General features: G+C 66.5%; 18 protein-coding genes and 1 tRNA gene. 13 read left to right on the top strand and 6 right to left on the bottom strand.

The annotated features are described in order from the left end of the window. Positions 1–25: 25 nt before the first annotated feature. On the bottom strand, positions 26–595 hold the full coding sequence (gene petA, locus ACSVC7_RS30510; protein WP_448204319.1) for a ubiquinol-cytochrome c reductase iron-sulfur subunit: 570 nt from the start codon (positions 593–595) through the stop codon (positions 26–28). A 280-nt stretch (positions 596–875) separates the two neighbouring features. On the opposite strand from petA, the gene ACSVC7_RS30505 reads away from it, so the two are divergent. Next, complete coding sequence (locus ACSVC7_RS30505) at positions 876–1,328, top strand: tRNA (cytidine(34)-2'-O)-methyltransferase (protein ID WP_448204320.1); 453 nt, start codon at positions 876–878, stop codon at positions 1,326–1,328. Between the two features lie 17 nt (positions 1,329–1,345). Further along, positions 1,346–2,251, top strand: a complete 906-nt coding sequence (hemF, locus tag ACSVC7_RS30500) for an oxygen-dependent coproporphyrinogen oxidase (protein ID WP_448204321.1) — start codon at positions 1,346–1,348, stop codon at positions 2,249–2,251. 34 nt (positions 2,252–2,285) lie between these two features. On the opposite strand, the gene ACSVC7_RS30495 is transcribed toward hemF, so the two are convergent. From ACSVC7_RS30495 to ACSVC7_RS30480, 4 genes are read right to left on the bottom strand one after another with little or no spacing between them, the layout of a single operon-like run. Continuing rightward, positions 2,286–3,524: a CCA tRNA nucleotidyltransferase gene (locus tag ACSVC7_RS30495; protein WP_448204322.1), complete on the bottom strand. Its 1,239-nt coding sequence runs from the start codon at positions 3,522–3,524 to the stop codon at positions 2,286–2,288. A gap of 25 nt (positions 3,525–3,549) precedes the next feature. Then, the gene (locus ACSVC7_RS30490) at positions 3,550–3,849 is read right to left on the bottom strand and encodes a DUF6111 family protein (RefSeq protein WP_448204323.1); all 300 of its coding nucleotides are present in this window, start codon (positions 3,847–3,849) and stop codon (positions 3,550–3,552) included. A 51-nt stretch (positions 3,850–3,900) separates the two neighbouring features. After that, entirely contained in the window at positions 3,901–4,521 is a 621-nt protein-coding gene (locus ACSVC7_RS30485; RefSeq protein WP_448204324.1) for a CoA pyrophosphatase, read from the bottom strand. A gap of 11 nt (positions 4,522–4,532) precedes the next feature. Continuing rightward, positions 4,533–5,090: a DUF1285 domain-containing protein gene (locus tag ACSVC7_RS30480; protein WP_448204325.1), complete on the bottom strand. Its 558-nt coding sequence runs from the start codon at positions 5,088–5,090 to the stop codon at positions 4,533–4,535. Positions 5,091–5,222: 132 nt separating this feature from the next. On the opposite strand from ACSVC7_RS30480, the gene ACSVC7_RS30475 reads away from it, so the two are divergent. The 9 genes from ACSVC7_RS30475 (at position 5,223) to ACSVC7_RS30435 (ending at position 17,557) form a co-directional block, all read left to right on the top strand. Further along, positions 5,223–6,266: an AAA family ATPase gene (locus ACSVC7_RS30475; RefSeq protein ID WP_448204326.1), complete on the top strand. Its 1,044-nt coding sequence runs from the start codon at positions 5,223–5,225 to the stop codon at positions 6,264–6,266. 11 nt (positions 6,267–6,277) lie between these two features. Next, positions 6,278–7,177, top strand: a complete 900-nt coding sequence (locus tag ACSVC7_RS30470; protein ID WP_448204327.1) for a DUF58 domain-containing protein — start codon at positions 6,278–6,280, stop codon at positions 7,175–7,177. Positions 7,178–7,330: 153 nt separating this feature from the next. Further along, on the top strand, positions 7,331–10,060 hold the full coding sequence (locus tag ACSVC7_RS30465) for a DUF4159 domain-containing protein (protein ID WP_448204328.1): 2,730 nt from the start codon (positions 7,331–7,333) through the stop codon (positions 10,058–10,060). Beyond that, positions 10,057–12,156 (top strand): hypothetical protein, encoded by a 2,100-nt coding sequence (locus tag ACSVC7_RS30460; RefSeq protein WP_448204329.1) that lies wholly within the window; start codon positions 10,057–10,059, stop codon positions 12,154–12,156. The genes ACSVC7_RS30465 and ACSVC7_RS30460 overlap by 4 nt, the downstream gene beginning before the upstream one ends. 75 nt (positions 12,157–12,231) lie before the next feature. Beyond that, positions 12,232–12,306, top strand: a tRNA-Gln gene (locus ACSVC7_RS30455). 389 nt (positions 12,307–12,695) lie between these two features. Next, the gene (locus tag ACSVC7_RS30450; protein WP_448204330.1) at positions 12,696–13,991 is read left to right on the top strand and encodes a TniQ family protein; all 1,296 of its coding nucleotides are present in this window, start codon (positions 12,696–12,698) and stop codon (positions 13,989–13,991) included. A 112-nt stretch (positions 13,992–14,103) separates the two neighbouring features. Continuing rightward, entirely contained in the window at positions 14,104–14,706 is a 603-nt protein-coding gene (locus tag ACSVC7_RS30445) for a TnsA endonuclease N-terminal domain-containing protein (protein WP_448204331.1), read from the top strand. Beyond that, positions 14,703–16,661 (top strand): TnsB C-terminal domain-containing protein, encoded by a 1,959-nt coding sequence (locus tag ACSVC7_RS30440; protein ID WP_483509023.1) that lies wholly within the window; start codon positions 14,703–14,705, stop codon positions 16,659–16,661. Before ACSVC7_RS30445 ends, ACSVC7_RS30440 begins: the two co-directional genes overlap by 4 nt. Continuing rightward, on the top strand, positions 16,661–17,557 hold the full coding sequence (locus tag ACSVC7_RS30435; RefSeq protein WP_448204333.1) for a TniB family NTP-binding protein: 897 nt from the start codon (positions 16,661–16,663) through the stop codon (positions 17,555–17,557). Before ACSVC7_RS30440 ends, ACSVC7_RS30435 begins: the two co-directional genes overlap by 1 nt. 759 nt (positions 17,558–18,316) lie before the next feature. Here ACSVC7_RS30435 and ACSVC7_RS30430 read toward each other — a convergent pair. Further along, positions 18,317–18,739: a very short patch repair endonuclease gene (locus ACSVC7_RS30430; RefSeq protein WP_448204334.1), complete on the bottom strand. Its 423-nt coding sequence runs from the start codon at positions 18,737–18,739 to the stop codon at positions 18,317–18,319. 110 nt (positions 18,740–18,849) lie between these two features. Here ACSVC7_RS30430 and ACSVC7_RS30425 point away from each other — a divergent pair, with 110 nt between their 5' ends. Beyond that, positions 18,850–19,590, top strand: coding sequence for a DNA cytosine methyltransferase (locus tag ACSVC7_RS30425; RefSeq protein WP_448204335.1), 741 nt, complete (start codon positions 18,850–18,852; stop codon positions 19,588–19,590). A gap of 19 nt (positions 19,591–19,609) precedes the next feature. Beyond that, a complete protein-coding gene (locus tag ACSVC7_RS30420) occupies positions 19,610–20,059 on the top strand; it encodes a DNA cytosine methyltransferase (RefSeq protein ID WP_448204336.1) in 450 nt (149 codons plus the stop codon). Positions 20,060–20,589: the final 530 nt, after the last annotated feature.

Here is a 20,589-nt window from a genome sequence, read left to right as displayed (position 1 = left end):
GGGTCTCCAGAACCTTAAGGGCCGCTTAGCCGAGCCGGATCGCGGTATCGCTCGTGAAAGCGTACTGCGGAACGACGAGGTTGGCCGGGGCGGGACCCTTGCGGATGCGCCCAGCGGTGTCGTAGTGCGAGCCGTGGCACGGGCAGAACCAGCCGTCGTAGTCGCCGCGCGGGTCGGTCGGCTTCTGCCCCAGCGGCACGCAACCGAGGTGCGTGCAGATGCCGATGACGATCAGCCATTCCGGCTTCTTCACGCGGGCGTCGTCGGCGACCGGGTCGCGCAGGTCGCCCAGGTTGACCTTCTTGGCCGAGTCGATCTCCTTCGCCGTGCGGTGACGGACGAAGACCGGCTTGCCGCGCCACGTGACGGTGATGGCCTGACCTTCCTGGACCGGGGCCAGATCCACGTCGATCGAGGCGAGCGCCAGGGTGTCGGCGGCCGGGTTCATGCTGTCGACGAACGGCCAGGCGGCGGCGGCGACACCGACGGCACCCACCGCTCCGGTGGCGAGGTAGAGGAAGTCACGGCGGGAAGTCCCCTCGCCGCCGGGGGCCGCGTGGGCACCCGTCCCGGGCGGATGCGTGGTCTGAGCCATAAGCGTGTTTCTCCTCAAGGCATACACGGCGCGCCGAAGCGCCTGACGACACGTGGACCGTTCTCTATCACGACTCGACGGGCATGTCCGCTCATTGGGTGGACCCTGGTCGGCCCAATGGCGGACGCGGGGCGCGCCGCGTCATCCGGGGTGGCTGGCCCCGATGGTTGGGGTGCGGTATACCGTCGCGGCTCAGCCTTGAAAAGCCTTTGTCGTCGGACAACTTGTCGCGCGCGACGGTGCGGCATAGGAGTCCGCAAAAATCCTGGGGTCTTTCTCCATGCGTCTCGTGCTTTTCGAACCGGACATTCCGCAGAACGCCGGCACCCTCATGCGGCTTGCCGCGGGACTCGGAGTGCCCCTGGATCTCATCGAGCCCTGCGGCTTCATCCTGGACGACCGCAAGCTGCGGCGCGCCGGCATGGACTACATCGACCAGCTCGACATGGTCCGGCACAGCTCCTGGAACGCCTACCGCGAGGCCGCGAATCCCGGCCGACTCGTGCTCCTGACCACGCGCGGAGCCGTTCCCTACACCGACTTCGCCTTCGCCCCGGACGACCGGATCATGGTCGGCCGCGAGAGCGCCGGGGTGCCCGACGCGGTGCACGAGGCTGCCGATGCCCGTCTGGTGATCCCGCTGAAGCCGCCCGCCCGTTCCCTGAATGTTGCACTTAGCGCGGCGATGGTGTTGGGTGAAGCCCTGCGACAGACAGCCGCACCCGCTCGATAGAGGCCGGAGCCCTCCCCATGACCTCCCCCGCCCAGCCCACCGTACCGACCGAGTCTCCCACGGATGATCGGAAGGCTCGCGCCGCCGCCTGGTTCGCCGAGTTGCGGGACCGCATCTGCGCCGAGTTCGAGCGCATCGAGGACGAACTGACCGGCGCCCACGCGGATTTGCCCCCCGGCCGGTTCGAGCGCAAGGCCTGGGAACGCCCCGATCCCTATGCCGAAAACGGCGGCGAGGGCGGCGGCGGAGTCATGTCGGTGATGAAGGGCCGGGTGTTCGAGAAGGTGGGCGTCAACGTCTCCACCGTGCACGGCACCTTCAGCCCCGAATTCCGCGCCAACATCCCCGGTGCTGCGGAGGACGGGCGCTTCTGGGCGGCGGGCATCAGCCTCGTCGCGCACATGCGCTCCCCTCTGGTGCCGGCGACGCACATGAACACGCGCCACATCGTGACCAGCCTCGGCTGGTTCGGCGGCGGCGCCGACCTGACCCCGATGGTCCCCGACGACCGCGACACCGCCGACTTCCACGCCGCCCTGCGGGCCGCCTGCGACAAGCACGACCCGGCCTACTACGCGCGCTACAAGGAATGGTGCGACCGCTACTTCTTCCTGCCGCACCGTGGCGAGGCGCGCGGCGTCGGCGGAATCTTCTACGACAACTTGGACAGCGGCGACTGGGAGGCAGATTTCGCCTTCACCCGCGACGTCGGGCTGGCCTTCCTGGAGGTCTACCCGGCGCTCGTCCGCCGCCACATGAACGAGCCCTGGACGGCCGAGCAGCGCGAACACCAGCTGATCCGGCGGGGGCGGTACGTGGAGTTCAACCTGCTCTACGACCGCGGAACGACCTTCGGCCTGAAGACCGGTGGAAACACGGAAGCCATCCTGATGAGCATGCCGCCCGAGGTGAAATGGCCGTAAGGGGCCGGGCATCGCGTCCCGGTCGCGTGAAAACTCACCCCAATCGAAGGCGCGCTTCCGCCAAGCACTCTTCCCGCCCCGGCCGGAAATCCTCGGCGATCCACCAGGCTTCGACCTCCTTCAGCAGGCGGCCGACCTCCGGGCCGCGTGTCAGGCCCATGGCCAGCAGATCGCGCCCGGCGATGGGAAGTTTCAGCGTCGGCAGGTCGTCGGCGGTGACGAGGGCGGCTTTTATCGTCTCCAAAGCCACCGGACCGGGCGCATCGACCGCCGCCAGCAGCACCAGATCGCGGTAAAGGCCCGAATCCCCCAGCCGATAGAGCGTTTGGCGGCGTTTAACGGCGTTGTCCGACGTTGAGACGGCCATCGGCGGCTCGATCAGGCCCACCAGCCGGTCGCGATCGGCGTTGGACAGGCGCAGCGTTTCCGACACCGCCAGGGCGCCGGCCCGCTCGGTCGCGACCACGGCGGCGAAGCGGCGGACCGACTCGGGCGGCTCGGCGAGGTCGTGCTCCAGCCGCACCAGACGGTCCAGCTGTTCGGTCTCGGTCGCCTCCGGCAGCAGATGGGCCATGACGCCATGGTCGAGCATCAGGCGCCACACCGCCGCCGGGTTGGGCGCGGTCAGCAAGCGGGACAACTCGCCCCGCACGCGCTCGCCGGACAGAGTCGGCAGGCGCGGGGCCATTTCGGTGCAGGCGGCCAGCGCTTCCGCATCCGGCGCGCCGCGGCCGTAATGGGCGTGGAAGCGGAAGAAGCGCAGCAGACGCAGCACGTCCTCCTCGATGCGCTGGCGCGGGTCGCCGACGAAGCGCACCCGGCCCGCCGCCATGTCCGCCAGCCCGCCGAAGGGGTCGTAGAGCAGCCCCTCCGCCGTGCAGCTCAGCGCGTTCATGGTCAGGTCGCGACGGGCGGCGTCCTCGCGCCAGTCGTCGGTGAACTCGACGCGGGCGTGGCGACCGAAGGTCTCCACGTCGCGGCGCAGTGTGGTGATCTCGTAATGTGCCTTGCCGGACACCGCCGTGACCGTGCCGTGCTGGATGCCGGTCGGAATCGCCATGAGGCCGGCGGCCTTCAGCAGTTCCATCACGCGCTCCGGCGGCGCGTGGGTGGCGATGTCGATGTCCTTGACCTTGCGGCCCAGCCACGCGTCGCGCACGCAGCCGCCGACGAAGCGCGCGTCCGCCCCTCCGGCGGCCAGCGCGGCGAACACGGCGCGCGTCTCGGGGGCGGTCATCCAGGGCTGAGGGGCAAGGCGGGCGGTTGCGGTCATGGCGGCAGGCTAGCCCGCATCGGGATCACTTTCCAGCGGGCGCGCCCTGAGTCCCTTCGACGACCCGGCCATTTTCCAGATGCGCGGGGGTGTAGGGGCTGTGCGGCGCGGCGCCGCTGGTGAAGGCGATGACGGCCAGCGTCAGCGCCATCAGCCCGGCCCCGGCCAGCAGCAGCCAGGGCCAGGGTGCGGTCACCCACCAGGGGGCGCGGGTGTGGGTCTCCTCCGCGCGGACACGGCGGCGCTCGATCACCACGACGTAGAGGATGTAGCCGGCCGTCGGCAGAAGCAGCGGCACCACAACCGTCAGGAAAATGCGCAGCACCCCTCACCGCCTATCGGGTTCGACCAGTTCGGATTGTTTGGCCGGTCCGGTCTAATCGGCCGTCGCTTCGCCCAGCGTGTCGTCGCGCAGCACGTCGCGCAGGTTCACCAGCATACCGGCGGTCGCCCCCCAGATGAAGCGCTGCTGGTAGGGGAAGGCGTAGAAATACCGCGTCGCGCCCTGGAACTCCCGGCTGCACCGTTGCGGGTTGGACGGGTCCAGGAAGAAGGACAGCGGCACCTCGAACACCTCCGCGACCTCCGTCGGGTCAGGATTCAGCCCAAAGGGCGGGCTCACCAGCCCCACCACCGGCGTCACCCGGAAGCCCGTGCGGGTCAGGTAGGTGTCGAGCCGACCCAATATCTCGATGCGGTCGCGGTCGAGGCCGATCTCCTCCTCCGTCTCGCGCAGCGCGGTGTCCTCGGGCGAAAGGTCGAAGCTCTCCCGCCGGCCGCCGGGGAAGCTGATCTGCCCCGCGTGGGCGGTCAGATGCGCCGTGCGCTGCGTGAAGATGACCGTCAGCCCCTCGACCCGTTCCACCAGCGGCACGAGCACCGCGGCCTCGCGCAGTTTGTCCGGCGGAGGCCCGAAACTGGGGTTCAGGTCATGGTCGCCGCGCACCTTCGCCGGGCGCGGGCCGACGTCCGCACCGCCCGGAAAACGCCGGCGCACATCGTCCAAACTCAATCGCCGGGCAGCTTGCCCAGCGCGAAAAAGGCTTTCCTGCTCCATACTCCCACCTCAGCCTCCCCATCCTGGCCGATCGTCACCGCGCGGTCCACCATTTCGTAGTAGACCGAACGCGAAATCCGTGCTTCCAGCCTATTTCTTATCTCAATGTAGGGTATCGGCTCCCCACTGTCAGGATGATGCGTGACTCTGATCGGATGATCCGGGCCGGCTTCGACCCATTCGTCTAAATTTGTTCGAAAGGAGAGGACCTGCTCGTCTCCATCACCGCTTGCGGACATTTCCACGGCAACGAAGGGGGCGTCCTCGACAACTATGCGCCCGCGCTCAACAGGCGTAACGAGCCAAAAGTCGCCTGCGTCATCCCGCCGCAGAACGCTGGCAAACAGCTTCACCAGCTCCATGCGCTTGATCGGGTCACCCTCGTGGAACCACGTGCCGTCGCGCGCGATGCGGATGTCGAAACGCTGGTCCGGCGATGCGGGAGGCAACTTTGCGTCCCCCACTCCACCTGAGCGCTTGTCATTCGCGCTTTCATTACCGACCTTCATCGAACGCCTTCTCGTCAATTGGCCGAACGGTCCGGCCTCTGGCTCTGGCCGCACAACGCAATTTCGCCATACTCGTCACATAGGTCCAGTTTTCCGGGGTCCAAACCGCCGGTATTGAATGGGAGCACAGACGTGAGCGCAACCGACGCCGTCCCCAACGCGCCGACTCCGTTGGCCCCGACTCCATTGGCGGAAAACCCGCACCAATTGATGGCGGAGATCGAGGCGCTCGGCGGGCGGCTGGGGCATGTGCGCGATCGCATCGGCCGGATCATCTTCGGCCAGCAGGACGTGATCGACCTGACTCTGATCACGCTGCTCGCCGGCGGCCACCTGCTGCTGATCGGCGTGCCGGGCCTCGCCAAGACGCGCCTCGTTGAGACGCTGGGCACCGTGCTGGGCCTCGCCGAAAAGCGCATCCAGTGCACGCCCGACCTGATGCCGGCCGACATCCTGGGCTCCGAGGTGCTGGAGGAGAATGAGCACGGCCGCCGCTCCTTCCGCTTCATTCCGGGGCCGGTGTTCAGCCAATTGCTGATGGCGGACGAGATCAACCGCGCCAGCCCGCGGACCCAGTCGGCCCTGCTCCAGGCGATGCAGGAGCACCGCGTGTCGGTCGCCGGCCAGTACCACCCGCTGCCGGAGCCCTTCCACGTCCTCGCCACCCAGAACCCGCTGGAGCAGGAGGGCACCTACCCGCTGCCCGAAGCGCAGCTCGACCGCTTCCTGATGCAGATCGACGTCAGCTACCCCGACCGCGACGCGGAACGGCGCATGATGATCGCCACCACCGGCGCCCTGGACGAAAAGGCGGTGACGGTGCTCAGCCCCACCGACCTCCAGGCCGCGCAACGGCTGGTCCGCCGCGTCCCGGTCAGCGAGGGCGTGGTGGAGGGCATCCTCGACCTCGTGCGCCGCGGCCGTCCGGAAACGACCGACGTGCCGGAGGTGCAGCGCCACGTCGCCTGGGGGCCGGGTCCGCGCGCCAGCCAGGCGCTGATGCTCGCCGCCCGCGCCCGCGCGGTGCTGGACGGGCGGCTCGCCCCGTCGCTGGACGACGTGGTGGCGCTGGCCAAGCCGGTGCTGGGCCACCGCATGGCGCTGAACTTCGCCGCGCGCGCCGACGGCATCACGCTGGACGACATCATCCGCCGCCTCTGCGCGCCGCTGGCCTGAGGGGAGACGCGATGGCCTCCACCACCCTCGGCGTTGGGGCTTTGCGCGCGCAGCAGCGGGCGGAGGGGCTCGCCGCCACGCTGCCGCCCCTGCTGGTGGCGGCGGAGCGCGTCGCGTCCACCGTCGCGCAGGGCGTGCACGGCCGCCGCCGGGTGGGGCTGGGCGAGACCTTCTGGCAGTTCCGCCGCTACCAGCCGGGCGACTCGCCGCAGATGATCGACTGGCGCCAGTCCGGCAAGACCCAGCCCGTCTATGTCCGCGAGAACGAGTGGGAAGCCGCCCAGACCGTCTGGCTGTGGCGCGACCGCTCCCCGTCCATGGACTACCGCTCCGCCTTCGGCCTGCCGACCAAGCGGGAGCGCGCCGACCTGCTGACGCTCGCCGCCGCCGTCCTTCTGGTGCGCGGTGGGGAGCGGGTGGGCCTGCTGAATTCCGGCGTCCGGCCCGACCACGGCAAGTTCGCGCTGAACCGCATGGCCGGGCTGATGACCGACCCACGCAACGCGCAGGCTCCGGAAGGGCTGCCCAAGCCGGAACCGCTGCCCCGCCACGCGCAGGTGGTTCTGGTCGGCGACCTGCTGTCGCCCCTGCCGGAGATCCACGCGACCGTGTCCGCCCTGAGCGGGCGCGGCGTGCGCGGCCACCTGTTGCAGGTGCTGGACCCGGCGGAGGAAACACTGCCCTACGACGGCCGGGTCGAGTTCGAAGGCTTCGAGGGCGAGGAAGAGTTGCTGGTCCCGCGCGTGGAGGCGATCCGCCAGACCTACCTGGAGCGGCTGCGCGCCCACCAGGACGGGCTGGCCGCGCTGGCCCGCGCCGCCGGCTGGACCTTCGCCGTGCACCGCACCGATCGGCCGCCGCAGGCCGCCCTGCTGGGCCTGTGGGGCGCCCTGGCGCGGGAGGCGGTTTAGTTGGGTGGGTATTTTGCCCCCTCCCTAACCCTCCCCCGCTCTGCGGTGGAGGGGACTGCCGCCGTAATCCCCTCCACCGCGCAGCGGGGGAGGGTTAGGGAGGGGGCAAAGCGCTTCCATCCCATGAACCTTTCACAAAGACCATAGACGCCGATGCTGGGTTTGGGACCGATCGCCTTTGCCACCCCGTGGGTGCTGACCGCGCTGGCCGTGCTGCCGGTGCTGTGGTGGCTGCTGCGGGTGACTCCGCCCGCCCCGCGCGTGGTGCGCTTCCCGGCCATCCGGCTGCTGCGCGACCTTGTGGCTCGGGAGGAGACGCCGGCCCGCACGCCGCTGTGGTTGCTGATCCTGCGCCTGATCGTCGCCGCGCTGGTTATCCTGGCGCTGGCCGGTCCGTTGCTGAACCCGCGCGCCGCCCTGCCCGGCGGCGGGCCGCTGCTGCTTCTGGTCGACAACGGCTGGGCGTCGGGCCGCGACTGGCCGAACCGGCGCCGCGCCATGGAGGACCTCGTCGCGCAGGCCGAGCGGCAGAAGCGCCCGGTCGTGCTGCTGACCACCGCCCCGCCCGCCAGCGGCGAGAAGATCCAGGCCACCCCGCCCCTGCCCGCCGCCGAGGCCCGCCGCCTCGTGCAGGCCTTGGAGCCTGTGCCCTGGCCGAACAACCGCGCCGCCGCGCTGGAGGCCGTGCGCGGGCTGGCCGCCAACGGCGCCACCAAGGGCGGGGCCGCCCACACGGTCTGGCTGGCAGACGGCCTGGGCGACACGTCCGCCCGCGCGCTGGCCGAGACGCTGCAACGCATGGGCTCGGTCGAGATCCTGGACGATTCCGCCGAAAAGCCGCCGCATCTGCTGCTGCCCCCCTCGCCGGAGGGCAATGGCCTGTCGGCCCGCGTGGTGCGCGCCGACGCCAGCCGGCCGGAGCCCGTCACCGTCCGCCTGTCCGGCGCCGATGGCCGCCTGCTGACCCGCCAGACCGTGGCCTTCGAGCCGGGGCAGCTCGTCCGCGAGGTGCGGCTGGACGTGCCGACGGAGCTGCGCAACGACGCCGCCAGCCTGCGCGTCGAGAACGACACCACCGCCGGGGCCACCGTCCTGCTGGACGAGCGCTGGCGCCGCCGCCCCGTCGGGCTCGCCTCCGGCCGGCCGAACGGCGAGAACCAGCCGCTGCTGTCCGACCTCCATTATCTGGAAAAGGCGCTCGCCCCCTACAACGAGGTGCGGCGCGGCGAGCCCGAGGAGTTGCTGAAGCGCGACCTCGCCGTGCTGGTGCTGTCCGACATCGGCGCGCTGGGCGGGCAAGAAGCGCAGACCATTGAGGATTGGGTGAAGAAGGGCGGCGTTCTGCTGCGCTTCGCCGGCCCCCGGCTGGCCCAGAACCCCGACAAGCTGGTGCCCGTGCGCCTGCGCGCCGGCGACCGCGCGCTGGGCGGCGCCCTGTCCTGGTCGGAGCCCGCAAAGCTCCAGCCTTTCGACGGCAAAAGCCCCTTCGTCGGCCTGACCATCCCCGAGGACGTGGTGATTTCCCGCCAGGTGCTGGCCGAGCCGGCACTGGACCTCGCCGACCGCACCTGGGCGCGGCTGCAGGACGGCACGCCGCTGGTGACTTCGGAAAAGCGCGGGGACGGCTACATCGTGCTGGTCCACACCACCGCCAGCCCGGACTGGTCCAACCTGCCCATGTCCGGCCTGTTCGTGAACATGCTGCGCCGTCTGGTGACGCTCAGCGGCGGTGTGGCCGGCGGGTCGCACGGCGGCACGCTGGAGCCGCTGGAACTGCTGGACGGCACCGGCCGGCTTGTGCCCCCGCCGGCCACCGCCTTCCCCATCGCGGGGGACGCGGGCGCCGACCAGATCGGTCCGCGCCATCCGCCGGGCTTCTACGGCACGGACGACGCGCGCCGCGCGCTGAACCTGACCGCCGGTGTGACGAAGATCGAACCGCTGGGCACCCTGCCCGCCGGCATCGCCCGCGCCGCCTACGGCAACCGGGGCGAGGTGCCGCTGAAGCCGGGGCTGCTGGGCGTCGCGCTGGCGCTCGCCATGGTGGACCTGCTGATCGCGCTGGCCCTGCGCGGGCTGCTCGGCCGCTGGACGGCCCGGCGCCGCGCCGGTGCGGCGGCCGCCGCGATCCTGCTGGCCGTGGCCGCTCTCCCCGTGAAGCCCGCGCGCGCCGCCGACGACATGCAGGCGACCAAGGTGACCGCCGAGACCTTCCTCGCCTACGTCCGCACCGGCGACGGCACGCTGGACGAGACGTCGCGCTCCGGCCTGGAAGGTCTGGTGGACGTGCTGAACCGGCGCACGGCGGTGGAGGCCGCGGGCGCCGTGGGCGTCGATCCGGAAAACGACGAGCTGGCCTTCTTCCCCCTGCTCTACTGGCCGGTGTCGGACGGCCAGCGCGGCCTGTCCGACCACGCCCGCGCGCGGGTGAACGAATATCTGCGCAACGGCGGCACCATCCTGTTCGACACGCGCGACCAGTCGGCCGGGGCCGCCGGCGGCAGCCGCAGCCTGCAAGGGTTGGTTCAAGGGCTGGACATCCCGGCGCTGGCCCCGGTGCCGCCCGACCATGTGCTGACCAAATCCTTTTACCTTCTGAACGACTTCCCCGGCCGCTACAACGGCGGGGATCTGTGGATCGAAGCGCGCGAGGGCCGCGCCAACGACGGCGTTTCGCCCATCATCATCGGGGGCAACGACTGGGCCGCCGCCTGGGCGGTGAACCGCAACGGCCAGCCCATGTACGCGGTCGTCCCCGGCGGCGAGCGCCAGCGGGAAATGGCCTTCCGGTTCGGGGTGAACCTCGTGATGTACGCGCTGACCGGCAACTACAAGGCCGATCAGGTGCATGTGCCCGCGATCCTTGAAAGGCTCGGCCAGTGAACCTCCTCGAAGGAACCTCCGTCGCGCTGGCCCCGCTGCTGCCCTGGGCGATCCTGGCGCCGTTGTTCGTGGTTGCCCTCGCGGTGCTGCTGCTGGCCCTGTTCCGCCGCGCCCGCGGTGCGTGGCTGCGTGGGTTGGCCGTGCTCGTCCTCGCCCTGGCCCTGATCAACCCGTCGCTGGTGCATGAAAAACGCGAGCCGATCAAGGACGTGGCCGTGGTGGTGCTGGACGCCTCGCCCAGCCAGAACATCGGCGACCGGAAAGCCCGCGCCGAGCGCGCCCTGGAAAACCTGACCGAGCGGCTGAAGGCCTTTGACGACCTGGAGGTGCGCGTGGTGCGCGCGGGCGACGGCGCCTCGGGCTCGGACGCGATCAACGAGACGCACCTGTTCGACGCGCTGAACCGCGCCATGGCCGACGTGCCCCGCCGCCGCATGGCCGGGGCCGTGCTGATCACCGACGGGCAGGTCCATGACATCCCGGAGAACGTCGCCAAGCTGGCCGAGATCGGCCCGGTGCACACGCTGCTGACCGGCAACCGGGACGAGGGCGACCGCCGCCTCGCCATCGTGCAGGCGCCGACCTACGGGCTCGTCGGCAAGCCGGTGGAGCTGACCATCCGCGTGGACGACATGCCTGGCCGCCAGTCGCAGGAGGCCAACGTCACCCTGCGCCAGGACGGCGGCGCGCCCCGGACCCTCCGCGTGCCGGTCGGCCGCGACTTCCACATGGACTTCCCCGTCAGTCACGGCGGGCAGAACGTGCTGGAACTGGAGGTGGAGGCCGCCAAGCAGGAACTGACGCTCGCCAACAACCGCGCCGCGGTCGTGGTGAACGGCGTGCGCGACCGCCTGCGCGTGCTGCTGGTGTCCGGCGAGCCCCACGCGGGTGAGCGGACATGGCGCAACCTGCTGAAGGCCGACCCGTCGGTGGACCTCGTCCACTTCACCATCCTGCGCCCGCCGGAGAAGCAGGACGGCACCCCGATCCGCGAGCTGTCCCTGATCGCCTTCCCGATCCGCGAGCTGTTCGAGATCAAGCTGGACGAGTTCGACCTGATCATCTTCGACCGCTACCGCCGGCGCGGCGTGCTGCCTCAGATGTATCTGGAGAACATCGCCGAATACGTGCAGAAGGGCGGCGCCTTGCTGGAGGCGTCGGGCCAGGGCTATGCCACGCCGCTGTCGCTGTTCCGCACCCCGCTGGGCCAGGTGATGCCGGCGGAGCCGACCGGCCAGACCATCGACCGCCCCTTCAAGCCGACCGTCACCGACGTCGGCCGCCGCCACCCGGTCACCGCCGGCCTGCCCGGCGACAACCCCGACGGCGAGCCGGGCTGGGGCCGCTGGTTCCATCAGGTGGAGGTGGCGCCCAACAACGGGTCCGTCGTGATGAACGGGGCGGACGCCCGGCCGCTGCTGATCCTTGATCGGGTCGGCAAGGGCCGCGTGGCGCAGCTGGCGTCGGACCAAATCTGGCTGTGGAGCCGCGGTTTCGAGGGCGGCGGTCCGCAGGCCGAACTGCTGCGCCGACTCGCCCACTGGCTGATGAAGGAACCGGAGCTGGAGGAGAACGACCTCCGCGCCCGCGTGGACGGCAACAAGATCACCGTGGAGCGCCGCTCGCTGGAGCCCGACCCGCGCAGCGTCACCCTGACCACCCCGTCGGACGAAACCCGCACGCTGGAAATGACGGAGGACAAGACCGGCCGCGCCGCCGCCACGGTGATCGCGGCGGAGCCGGGCATCTACCGCGTGACCGACGGCGACCGCACGGCGCTGGCCGTGGTGGGCGCCGTCAACCCGCCGGAACTGGCCGACGTGCGCTCCACCGGCGACAAGCTCGCCCCCGTCGCCAAGGAGACTGGCGGCGGCGTCCATTGGATCGCCGACAGCGAAGGCGGCGCGCGCCCCGGCATCGACGTCCGCCGCACCCGCCCCGATCGCCCCCAGACGGGAGACGGCTGGATCGGCCTGCGCGCCAACGGCGACTTCGTTGTCACCGGTGTGTCCGAGGTTCCGCTGCTGCCCGTGGGCACCGTGCTCGCCCTGGCGCTCGGCGCCCTTCTCCTGGCCTGGCGGCGGGAGGGTCGATAAGGGGCAACGTGACTGTTGCATAGGGCCGTGTTTCCGATTATGGTCCCGACCCTCCCGGCGCTCAGCGCCGTCGGTTGGGGCGTCGCCAAGCGGTAAGGCAGCGGTTTTTGGTACCGCCATTCCCAGGTTCGAATCCTGGCGCCCCAGCCAACCTAACCCACTGATTCAGTTCTAGTTTTTGGTGTCGGTTCCGCCTTTAAGCGGGAATTGACGCTTCTGCGTGAGAATACGACGGGTTTCAACGAGACAAATTCGTGCTCCCGAAAGTCCAATAGCCGTTTAATACCAAATACTTGACGTTCGGAGACGGATGCGACCGGAGCGTATGGGCCTCTCGCGTGGAACTCGCCGGTCGCAGCGCGGGAATTCGGATTCTTCTCTTCCAAAAACATCACTGAAGGGGCGGCCCCCTTAGAAGCCTAATAATGCGTGCGTATGCAGATTGTGGCATATGGCGACTGACCGGATGCCTCCGCGACATAGGCTTCGCCCTTCCCGATCATGAGGCCATTGGGTCCAACTGGTCGGGAGGCGCAGGGATGTCGCCAGCTACCGGCAATCTCTGGCCGGGTCGTCCGCGCCTCTTGGAGAACGAGTCCTTCTCGTCGTGGTTCGCCCGCGTTGCGGCAGCCAATGGCCTCAGGCCGGCTGACCTGTACCGAATTCTCCAACCCGGCGGCGACCGCAATCCACGGGACCTGGACCGCTACGGCGACATCCACCTACTGAGCACGCTGGCCGACAAGACCGGGATCTCGGTGGAGACCTTGGAGCAGGCTACCTTCCGCCGCTGGGCCGGCATTGCATTCGAGCGAGACGACGGTCTTGTCAAGTTGGACTGGTTGCCGCCAGCCGGCCGGGAGCGGGCGAAGAGATGCTTCGGTCAGCAGGTTTGCCCACTGTGCCTCGCCGAGGATACGGTGCCATTCCTGCGCCTCGACTGGCGCCTCTCCTTCATCACCGCGTGCCCCACGCATAAACGCTTGCTGCTCGACCGCTGCCCCGCATGCAACGAATCGTTCAGCGTGCTCCGACAGAACAAGTTCGGCGGGGTCTTTTGCTGGTCGTGCGGCACCGACGTCCGGCGCTTCATCGGCGATCCACCGCCTGTCGATCCGTTGCCGACTCAAGAGGAGTTGCTCATCACCCTGTCCCAGGGCTGGAAGACTCTCGGGAGCTACGGTCCCGTCTACTCCTTCACTGCTTTGCGCATCCTGTCTTTGATCGTCCGGTTGATCGCAGGCGGCCGGCATGCCTACGCGTTGAGGGAATGGGTGGCCAACCAGGGATCGCGGCTTGCAGTGCCTCCAGAGACCCTGCCGCGAGTAAGAGACGGAGCGTTGCTGACCGCGCGCGCTCGCAGTGTGATTGTCGCGATGGCCCATTATGTCATGGAGGAATGGCCGCATCGCTTTGTTGCTGCGGCACAAGAGGTTGGGATGTCCAGCCGCGATGTTCGCAAGCGTGTGGACGGTGCCTATCCGTTCGCCTATGCCGACGCCGTGGAATGGAACCTGACCGAGCCCTTAAACGGTAGCACTCGGGACGAAGTTCTCGCCGCAAAAAATGTGCTCCTCAGTCGTGGCGAGTCGGCGACTTACCGAAAACTGAAGGAATTGCGGGGCGGGAAGGCCGGCACGATGAGTGAGGTGGCCGATCCTGCATCGGATAGTGCCGCCTGGGGCAAGGGGCGCTACTGGAAGCTCGACGGCGTGTCGGCCGAGGTGAAGGAGGCGGCGCGCATCGCCGCCCACCGGTCGGGCGAAAATGTCGCGGTCTGGCTAGATAGAGTGTTGCGGAAGGAGTTGAACCTACCACATATACGGATATCCTAGTTTCGCGCGAGTGAGCGCTTCCCAGGCGTCCCGTCGGTTGTGGCCGTGAGGTGGTTCCATGCCGGTTCGCAAATTCGGACTCTGTTACCGAAGCGTCGGCGGGCGGGTTCCCATGGGGCCGGGTAAGGCCTCCGTCGCCGTCGAATCGACGCTGGAACGGGATTTCGCCCTGTTGCGGCGATTCGATCCAGAGGTGGCGTCGCTCGAAGAGCAGCCCGTCCGCATCACCTACCACGCCGACGGCGGCGCGAAGCGCCACTACATTCCGGATTTTCTGGTGTCCTTCCGGGAGACCAGCCGTCCGCCGCAGCTGGTGGAGGTGAAGTACTCCACCGACCCGAAACTGGTGGCCGGTGCCCTGGAAGCCAAGTTCGCCGCCGCGAGGGGTTTTGCCGCTGAGCGCGGCTGGGTGTTCGCCTTGGCGACGGAAAAGGAAATCCGCACCCCGAGGCTGGAGAACGCCACCTTCCTGCTGCCCTTTCGCGACCGGCAACCCAACCCGGCGATCCGCGAGCGGATCATCGAGGCCGTGGCGGATGGGCCGCCGATCACCGTGCAAGCTTTGGCCGACTCCGTCGCGGAACCGGGTTCCGATCGCGCGCGGGTGCTGCCCTGCCTGTGGACCTTGGTGGCGCGGTTCGAACTTGCGACGGACCTCGACCGGCCGATCACCATGCAGACCGTGCTTCAGCTTCCAGGGAGGGGAACAGCGTGACAACCCGGCCCAGCTACAGCCCCGGTGCGGTGGTCAAGTGGCAGAACCGCACCTGCACCATCCTGGAGGCCGTTACCGCCTCGTCCGTGATAATCGAAGACGCCGAGTCGAAGGAAACGCAGGTCGTTCCGGTTTCCAAGCTGTCGCATCCCGCAGGCGAGGAGCAGTCGGAGCGGAGGCGGTTCCTGGAAAGCCTGCCCGAGGACGACCTGGCCGAAGCCAAGCGTCGCTTCGCCATTATCAAGCCGCTCGTCCGATGCGAGCGCCGCAGCCACGAGGATGTGAAGCGCATAGCGGAGGAGCATTCCGTCGGGGTGTCCACGCTCTACCGCTGGATCAAGACCTACGAGGGGCGACGCCTCATGTCCGACCTTGCGCCGCGGCGCAAGGGAAAGACCATGCCCAAGCGCCTCGATCCCCAAGTCGAAGCCGTGATCCAGAGCGTCATCGACGATCTCTACCTGTCCAAACAGAAGGCCACCGGTGAAACGGTGATCCTCGAAGTGCACCGCCGGTGCCGGGCCGCCAAGCTGTCCAAGCCGGCCTCCAGCACCATCCGCGACCGCCTGCGCGCCATCGACCCGAAGGTGAAGACACTGAAACGGGAGGGACGGAAGGCGGCGCACGACAAGTTTGGCCGCGTGAAGGGTGAATTCCCCGGCGCGGACGCGCCGCTCGCCGTCGTGCAGATCGACCACACGCTGCTGGACGTGATCGTGCTGGACGAAGAGAAACGCCTGCCGATCGGACGCCCTTGGCTGACGCTGGCGGTCGACGTCTTCAGCCGCATGGTGGTCGGCTACCATCTCTCGATGGATCATCCCAGCGCCTTCGCCGTGGGCCTGTGCCTCTGCCACGGCATGCTGGACAAGTCAGCGGAGCTGGAGCGACTCGGCGTCAAGGGCGAGTGGCCGGTGTGGGGCAAGCCGCGCATGGTTCTGGCCGACAACGGCAAGGACTTCCGCAGCCACCTCATCAAGGACACGCTGGACCAGCACGATGTCCGTTACGAATTCCGTCCGCCCAAGACGCCGCATTACGGTGGGCATATCGAGCGGCTGTGCGGCACTCTGGGCAAGAAGATCCACGCGCTTCCCGGTGCCACCTTCTCCAACCCCAAGCAGAGGGGCGAGTACAAGTCGGAAGCCAAGGCGAAGATGTCGCTGCAGGACCTGCGCGCGTGGCTCCTGAACCTCATCGTCGGCGTCTACCACAACAAGGTCCACGACGGCATCGGCTTCCCGCCTCTGGCCCGCTGGAACGAAGGCATCGTCGGCAGCGAACGCATGCGGGGCCGAGGGCTGCCCGATCCCATGCCGGATCCCCGTCGCCTCCGGGTCGACTTCCTCCCCTTCATCGATCGCACCGTTCAGCCCGAAGGGATCGTGTGGGACAAGATCTGGTACCGCGACCCGCTGCTCTCCCAGTGGGTTCGCGCCGACGAAGGGCGGCGCCGGCGCAAATTCCGGGTCCGGCGCGATCCGACCGACATCTCCAAGCTCTACTTTCTGGACCCGTCCCTCAGCGACTACGTGGAAATCCCCTACCGCGACATCGGCCGTCCGTCGATTTCGATCTGGGATTACCGGGCGGTGGAAGCCTATCTGCGCAACCTCGGCAAGAAGGCCCAGAACGAGGACGCGATCTTCGAGGCCTATGACGAGATGCACCGCATCACCGTCGAGGCCGCGGAACGGACCAATCGCGCACGCCGCCACCATGCCAAGCAGCAGGAACTGCGGAAGCAGCGCTCCGCCCTGACGCTGGACCCGCCGTCGGCACCCCAGCCGGCTACCTCGGCCGACGCCCCCCAATCGCCGACGTCTCAGCGGCGGGAAGGGCACCTGTCCCTCGTGGTGGACAACGCGCAGCGCACCCCCGCCAAACCTTCAACGAATGCGGGGGATTTTGACTTCGACGACAGCGAGATCAAAACCGGTGTGGAGGAGTGGTGATGGAAATCGACCTTTTCGCGGGCAGCGGCGGCCCGATTCCTGCGCCGGAGTGTCCGGCCGACGAGCCAGACTCCCGGATTCGGCGGCTCCAGAGCCCACGCTATGTCGAATACGCCGCCGGTACCGCCGTGCTCGAACGACTGGCCTGGCTCTACGACCACCCGACGGTGATAAGGCCGCCCTGCAGCCTGATCTACGGCGACACGAACAACGGCAAGACGGCGCTCGCCCACAAGTTCGCGCGGGACAACAGCCCCCGCGAAGAGAGTCCGGAAAATGGCAAGGCCCCGATCCTCTACGTGCAGAGTCCGCCCTATGCCGACGTGGGAGGCTTCTACGACGCGACCCTGCGCGCCCTCAACGCGCCGCACAGCACAACTGCCCGCCCGCCGTTCAAATGGGACCAGCTTCTTCAGCTTCTCGAAACGGCCAAGACGAGGGTGCTGATCCTCGACGAAGTCAACAACCTGCTCGTCGGCAAGGCGGATCAGCGCTACATGGTGCTGAACAGTCTGAAGAGCCTCAGCAACGAGTTGAAGATTTCGATCGTCGCGATGGGAACCCAGGATGCAGTGCGTGTTTTCCAGACCGACCAGCAGCTCGGCAACCGATTCGAGCCGATGGGCATCCCGCGCTGGACGACGTCAAAGGAATACGCTGTGTTCATCGCCCGCTTCGTTCAGCGGCTGGAACTGAAGGAGGAGAGCAACTTCAGATCCAAAGAGCTGGTCGACCGCATCTACAGGATGTCCGAAGGCGTTACGGGCGAGACCTGCAAGCTGCTGGCGTTGGCGGCTGAGATGGCGATTCGCGGCGGCCGGGAAATCATCGATATGGAGACGTTGGATCAAGTGCCCTGGGTGATGCCGAGCGAGAGGCGGAAGGCGGCGAGGTGATGTCGGTGCACTTTGAAGGTTTCTCGGTTCGCCGGTAGCGATAGCGGAGGAGAGCGCTGGGCCACAGTCACTTGCTGGTACGACTCTGCAAGTTTACAGCGCTAATTCACAGACTAAACTCGCTGAGATGCGGGTAGGTATCTGCTCGTCATGCTTGGTGATCAGCTGCTCCAGATGTACGGTGATCGGGCGTGGATCGTCGTTGCTTGAGGCATTTCAATCTACAATGCAGCGCATTATTAGAATTTTTAATTAGCAAGGATTCTGCTGTAATATACCACTGGGATGTGCATCGGAAACAGGCATCGTAGCATTTTGGCGGGCGCTCAACGAAAACCTCTCGCTCTGAGAGATCTTAACTTGCATGAACTCGCCTTTTCCGGTGAAATGCTCAACGCAATCGGAAGCGGTCACTTACCCATGCCTCCACCGTCCATCAGCGAGTTTGTTAGGGAACGAATCCAACGTTCTCTCATCGCTTTCGCTGGAAAAAGTCGTAACTGGGGGAGGGAGTGCTCGCGGGTGTGCATTTCCAAAACTGTCGAGCTAGCCCCCCTGGGCGGTGCGTGTGATGCCGAAATCAATTCCTTCCTGATTATTGGTAAAAGGCGGGATCTGTGCGAATGTAACGGATCCAACCTTGCGACTACATTTGCATCCCATCTTTGCACCTTCATCGTAAACATGCCCATGGTCGCCGATGTAACGACTCGGATTTCAATGAATGTTTGGCGGCGCAAGCTAGTCAAGAGCAGGCACTCAGGGGTGGCGCTTAGGCAAAGAAAGCTCGCTAGTTGGGTTCAAAAACGTGCAAATGCGCTCTTCCAGCCGAGGCAAGTCCTTAAGTTCGCATTCCCAGATGATAAGTGGGCTCCATTCTTTCTGCTTCAGCGCATCAATAACAGAAATATCGCGTTCACGGTTGCGGCTGATCTTTGCGCTCCAATACTCAGCATTGGTTTGCGGCATGCGATTCCCACGTGGGCAATCGTGGCCATGCCAAAAGCAGCCATGCACGAAGATTACACAGCGCCGTGTTGCAAAAACGAGGTCTGGCTTTCCAGGAAGGTCCTTGCGGTGAAGCCGATAACGGAAACCGAGTCCATGAACGAGCCGTCTGACTTTCATCTCAGGCCCGGTATCGCGTGATTTAACAGCGCGCATGATCTTGGAGCGATCCATGATAGCCTTCTGCCAAACCGGACTAAGGGCTGGGGTTGCTCGAAATCTTAAGCATTTTGCGTCAGCGTCAATAGCCAGTATGAGATTTTTGGGGCAGAGAGTTAAGCAGAATGCGGGAAAAGTTTAGTTTTCAAGAATTTTTTGCAGGCGGCGGAATGGCCCGCGCAGGGTTAGGTGAAGACTGGAATTGTCTTCTAGCCAATGACGTGGCTCCAGTGAAGATTAGGGCCTACACGGAGAAGTGGGGATCGGAGCACCTTGACACGCGGGACATAAAAGAGTTGCGTCTGAAAGATCTACCATCGTCCGCCGATCTCGCATGGGCGTCGTTCCCCTGCCAAGACCTGTCGGTGGCCGGAAACGGCCTTGGTATCGGTGAGGCGGGCACCGGAACGACGCGCTCCGGGGCGTTGTGGCCTTTTCTGGACCTCATGGGAGAGCAGCGACGCAATAATAGAGCGCCAAGCTTGATCGTGCTCGAGAACGTTACGGGGTTGCTAACATCAAACGCAGGTAAGGATTTTGCGGCAATCTGTCGGGCTATGCACGATCTTGATTACCTGTTTGGTGCCGTAATTGTTGATACAAAGCATTTCCTCCCGCAGTCAAGGCCACGGATTTTCATTGTAGCAGTACGCGATGATGTACCGATTTCGGCCGAGCTCATCAGCAACCATCCTCAAATGCCATGGCATACGGCGAGCGTCGTGCGAGCGCACAGCGAATTACCGCCCGAGATCGTTTCCAGGTGGCGGTGGTGGAAATTGGGTGAGGCGCCCACGCTCGATGGGAACGCCTTGGTTGCCGCCATAGAACTTGGCGCAGGCGCAGAGTGCGCATACGGCAGCTGAGACCGAACGGCTCCTTGCAATGATGTCCGCGCCCCATGTGGCACGGCTCGAAGAGGCCAAAAAGGACGGCGGGACCAAGATTGGAAGCCTTTATCTGCGCATGCGGCCCGAGAAGGGGAAAAACGTGCAGCGGGCTGAGATCTCCTTCGGAGCAACGCTGGGCTGCCTGCGGACACCGAAAGGCGGTGCCTCACGCCCGCGCATTATCGTCGTCCAAGGTGAGAACGTAAAAACAAGGCTGCTGTCCGCCCGTGAGGCTGCACGTCTGATGGGCCTCTCACCGGATTATCCGCTTCCGGATAATTACCAGCATGCGTTTCAGCTCATTGGCGATGGCGTCGCAACGCCGGTCGTACGTTTTTTAGCGGATAGGCTGATTGAGCCGCTCGCGTGCGCAGCAAGGTACGAACTGGCTGGCAAAGCCAAACTGCCCAGCCCCTTTACCCTTTCTTCGACCTGTTCATTATGACTGAAATGCTCCGGAGTGCGCTACCTTCGACTTTCGCCGAATGGGAGGCAGTGCTGGTCAGGCGCTTCTTACGCGTTGGGTCCGATGGTGACGCGTCGCCGATTCGCTCATTCGAGGTGACAGCCGAGACGCTCGCGTTGGCATCAGAGGTCGACGGTGCAACTCCTACAGATGCGGAAGCTGCGTTCAGAGCCGCAGTACTCGCAGACAGCTGCTTGTGGAGCGCCTTAAGAGAGGGGCGTCGCCGTCCCGCTACTGCGGCAGCGCCCAACTGCTTCACCTATCTTGCGATCACGCTGCTGATAGACAGCAAACTCGAGGGCGACTGCTCAAGCCAGGGCCAATTCCGCGACCGTTTGCGACACTGGCTGGGCACGACCCGGAGCATGATGCAGTTATCTGGAGTTGCTGTCATGTGGCGAGCGCTAGAGACTGTTTGAAAAGGGTTGGCGCTGAGGTCGTGTTGTGATTCAAGCTTTGTATGTGGACCGAAGCGACGCGCGGCCGGATGGCCAAGATCGAAAAGAAGA

This window comes from Azospirillum mesophilum (assembly GCF_053470405.2).
The sequence above is the reverse complement of the archived record's forward strand: the minus strand, read 5'-3'. Positions and strand labels throughout refer to the sequence as shown.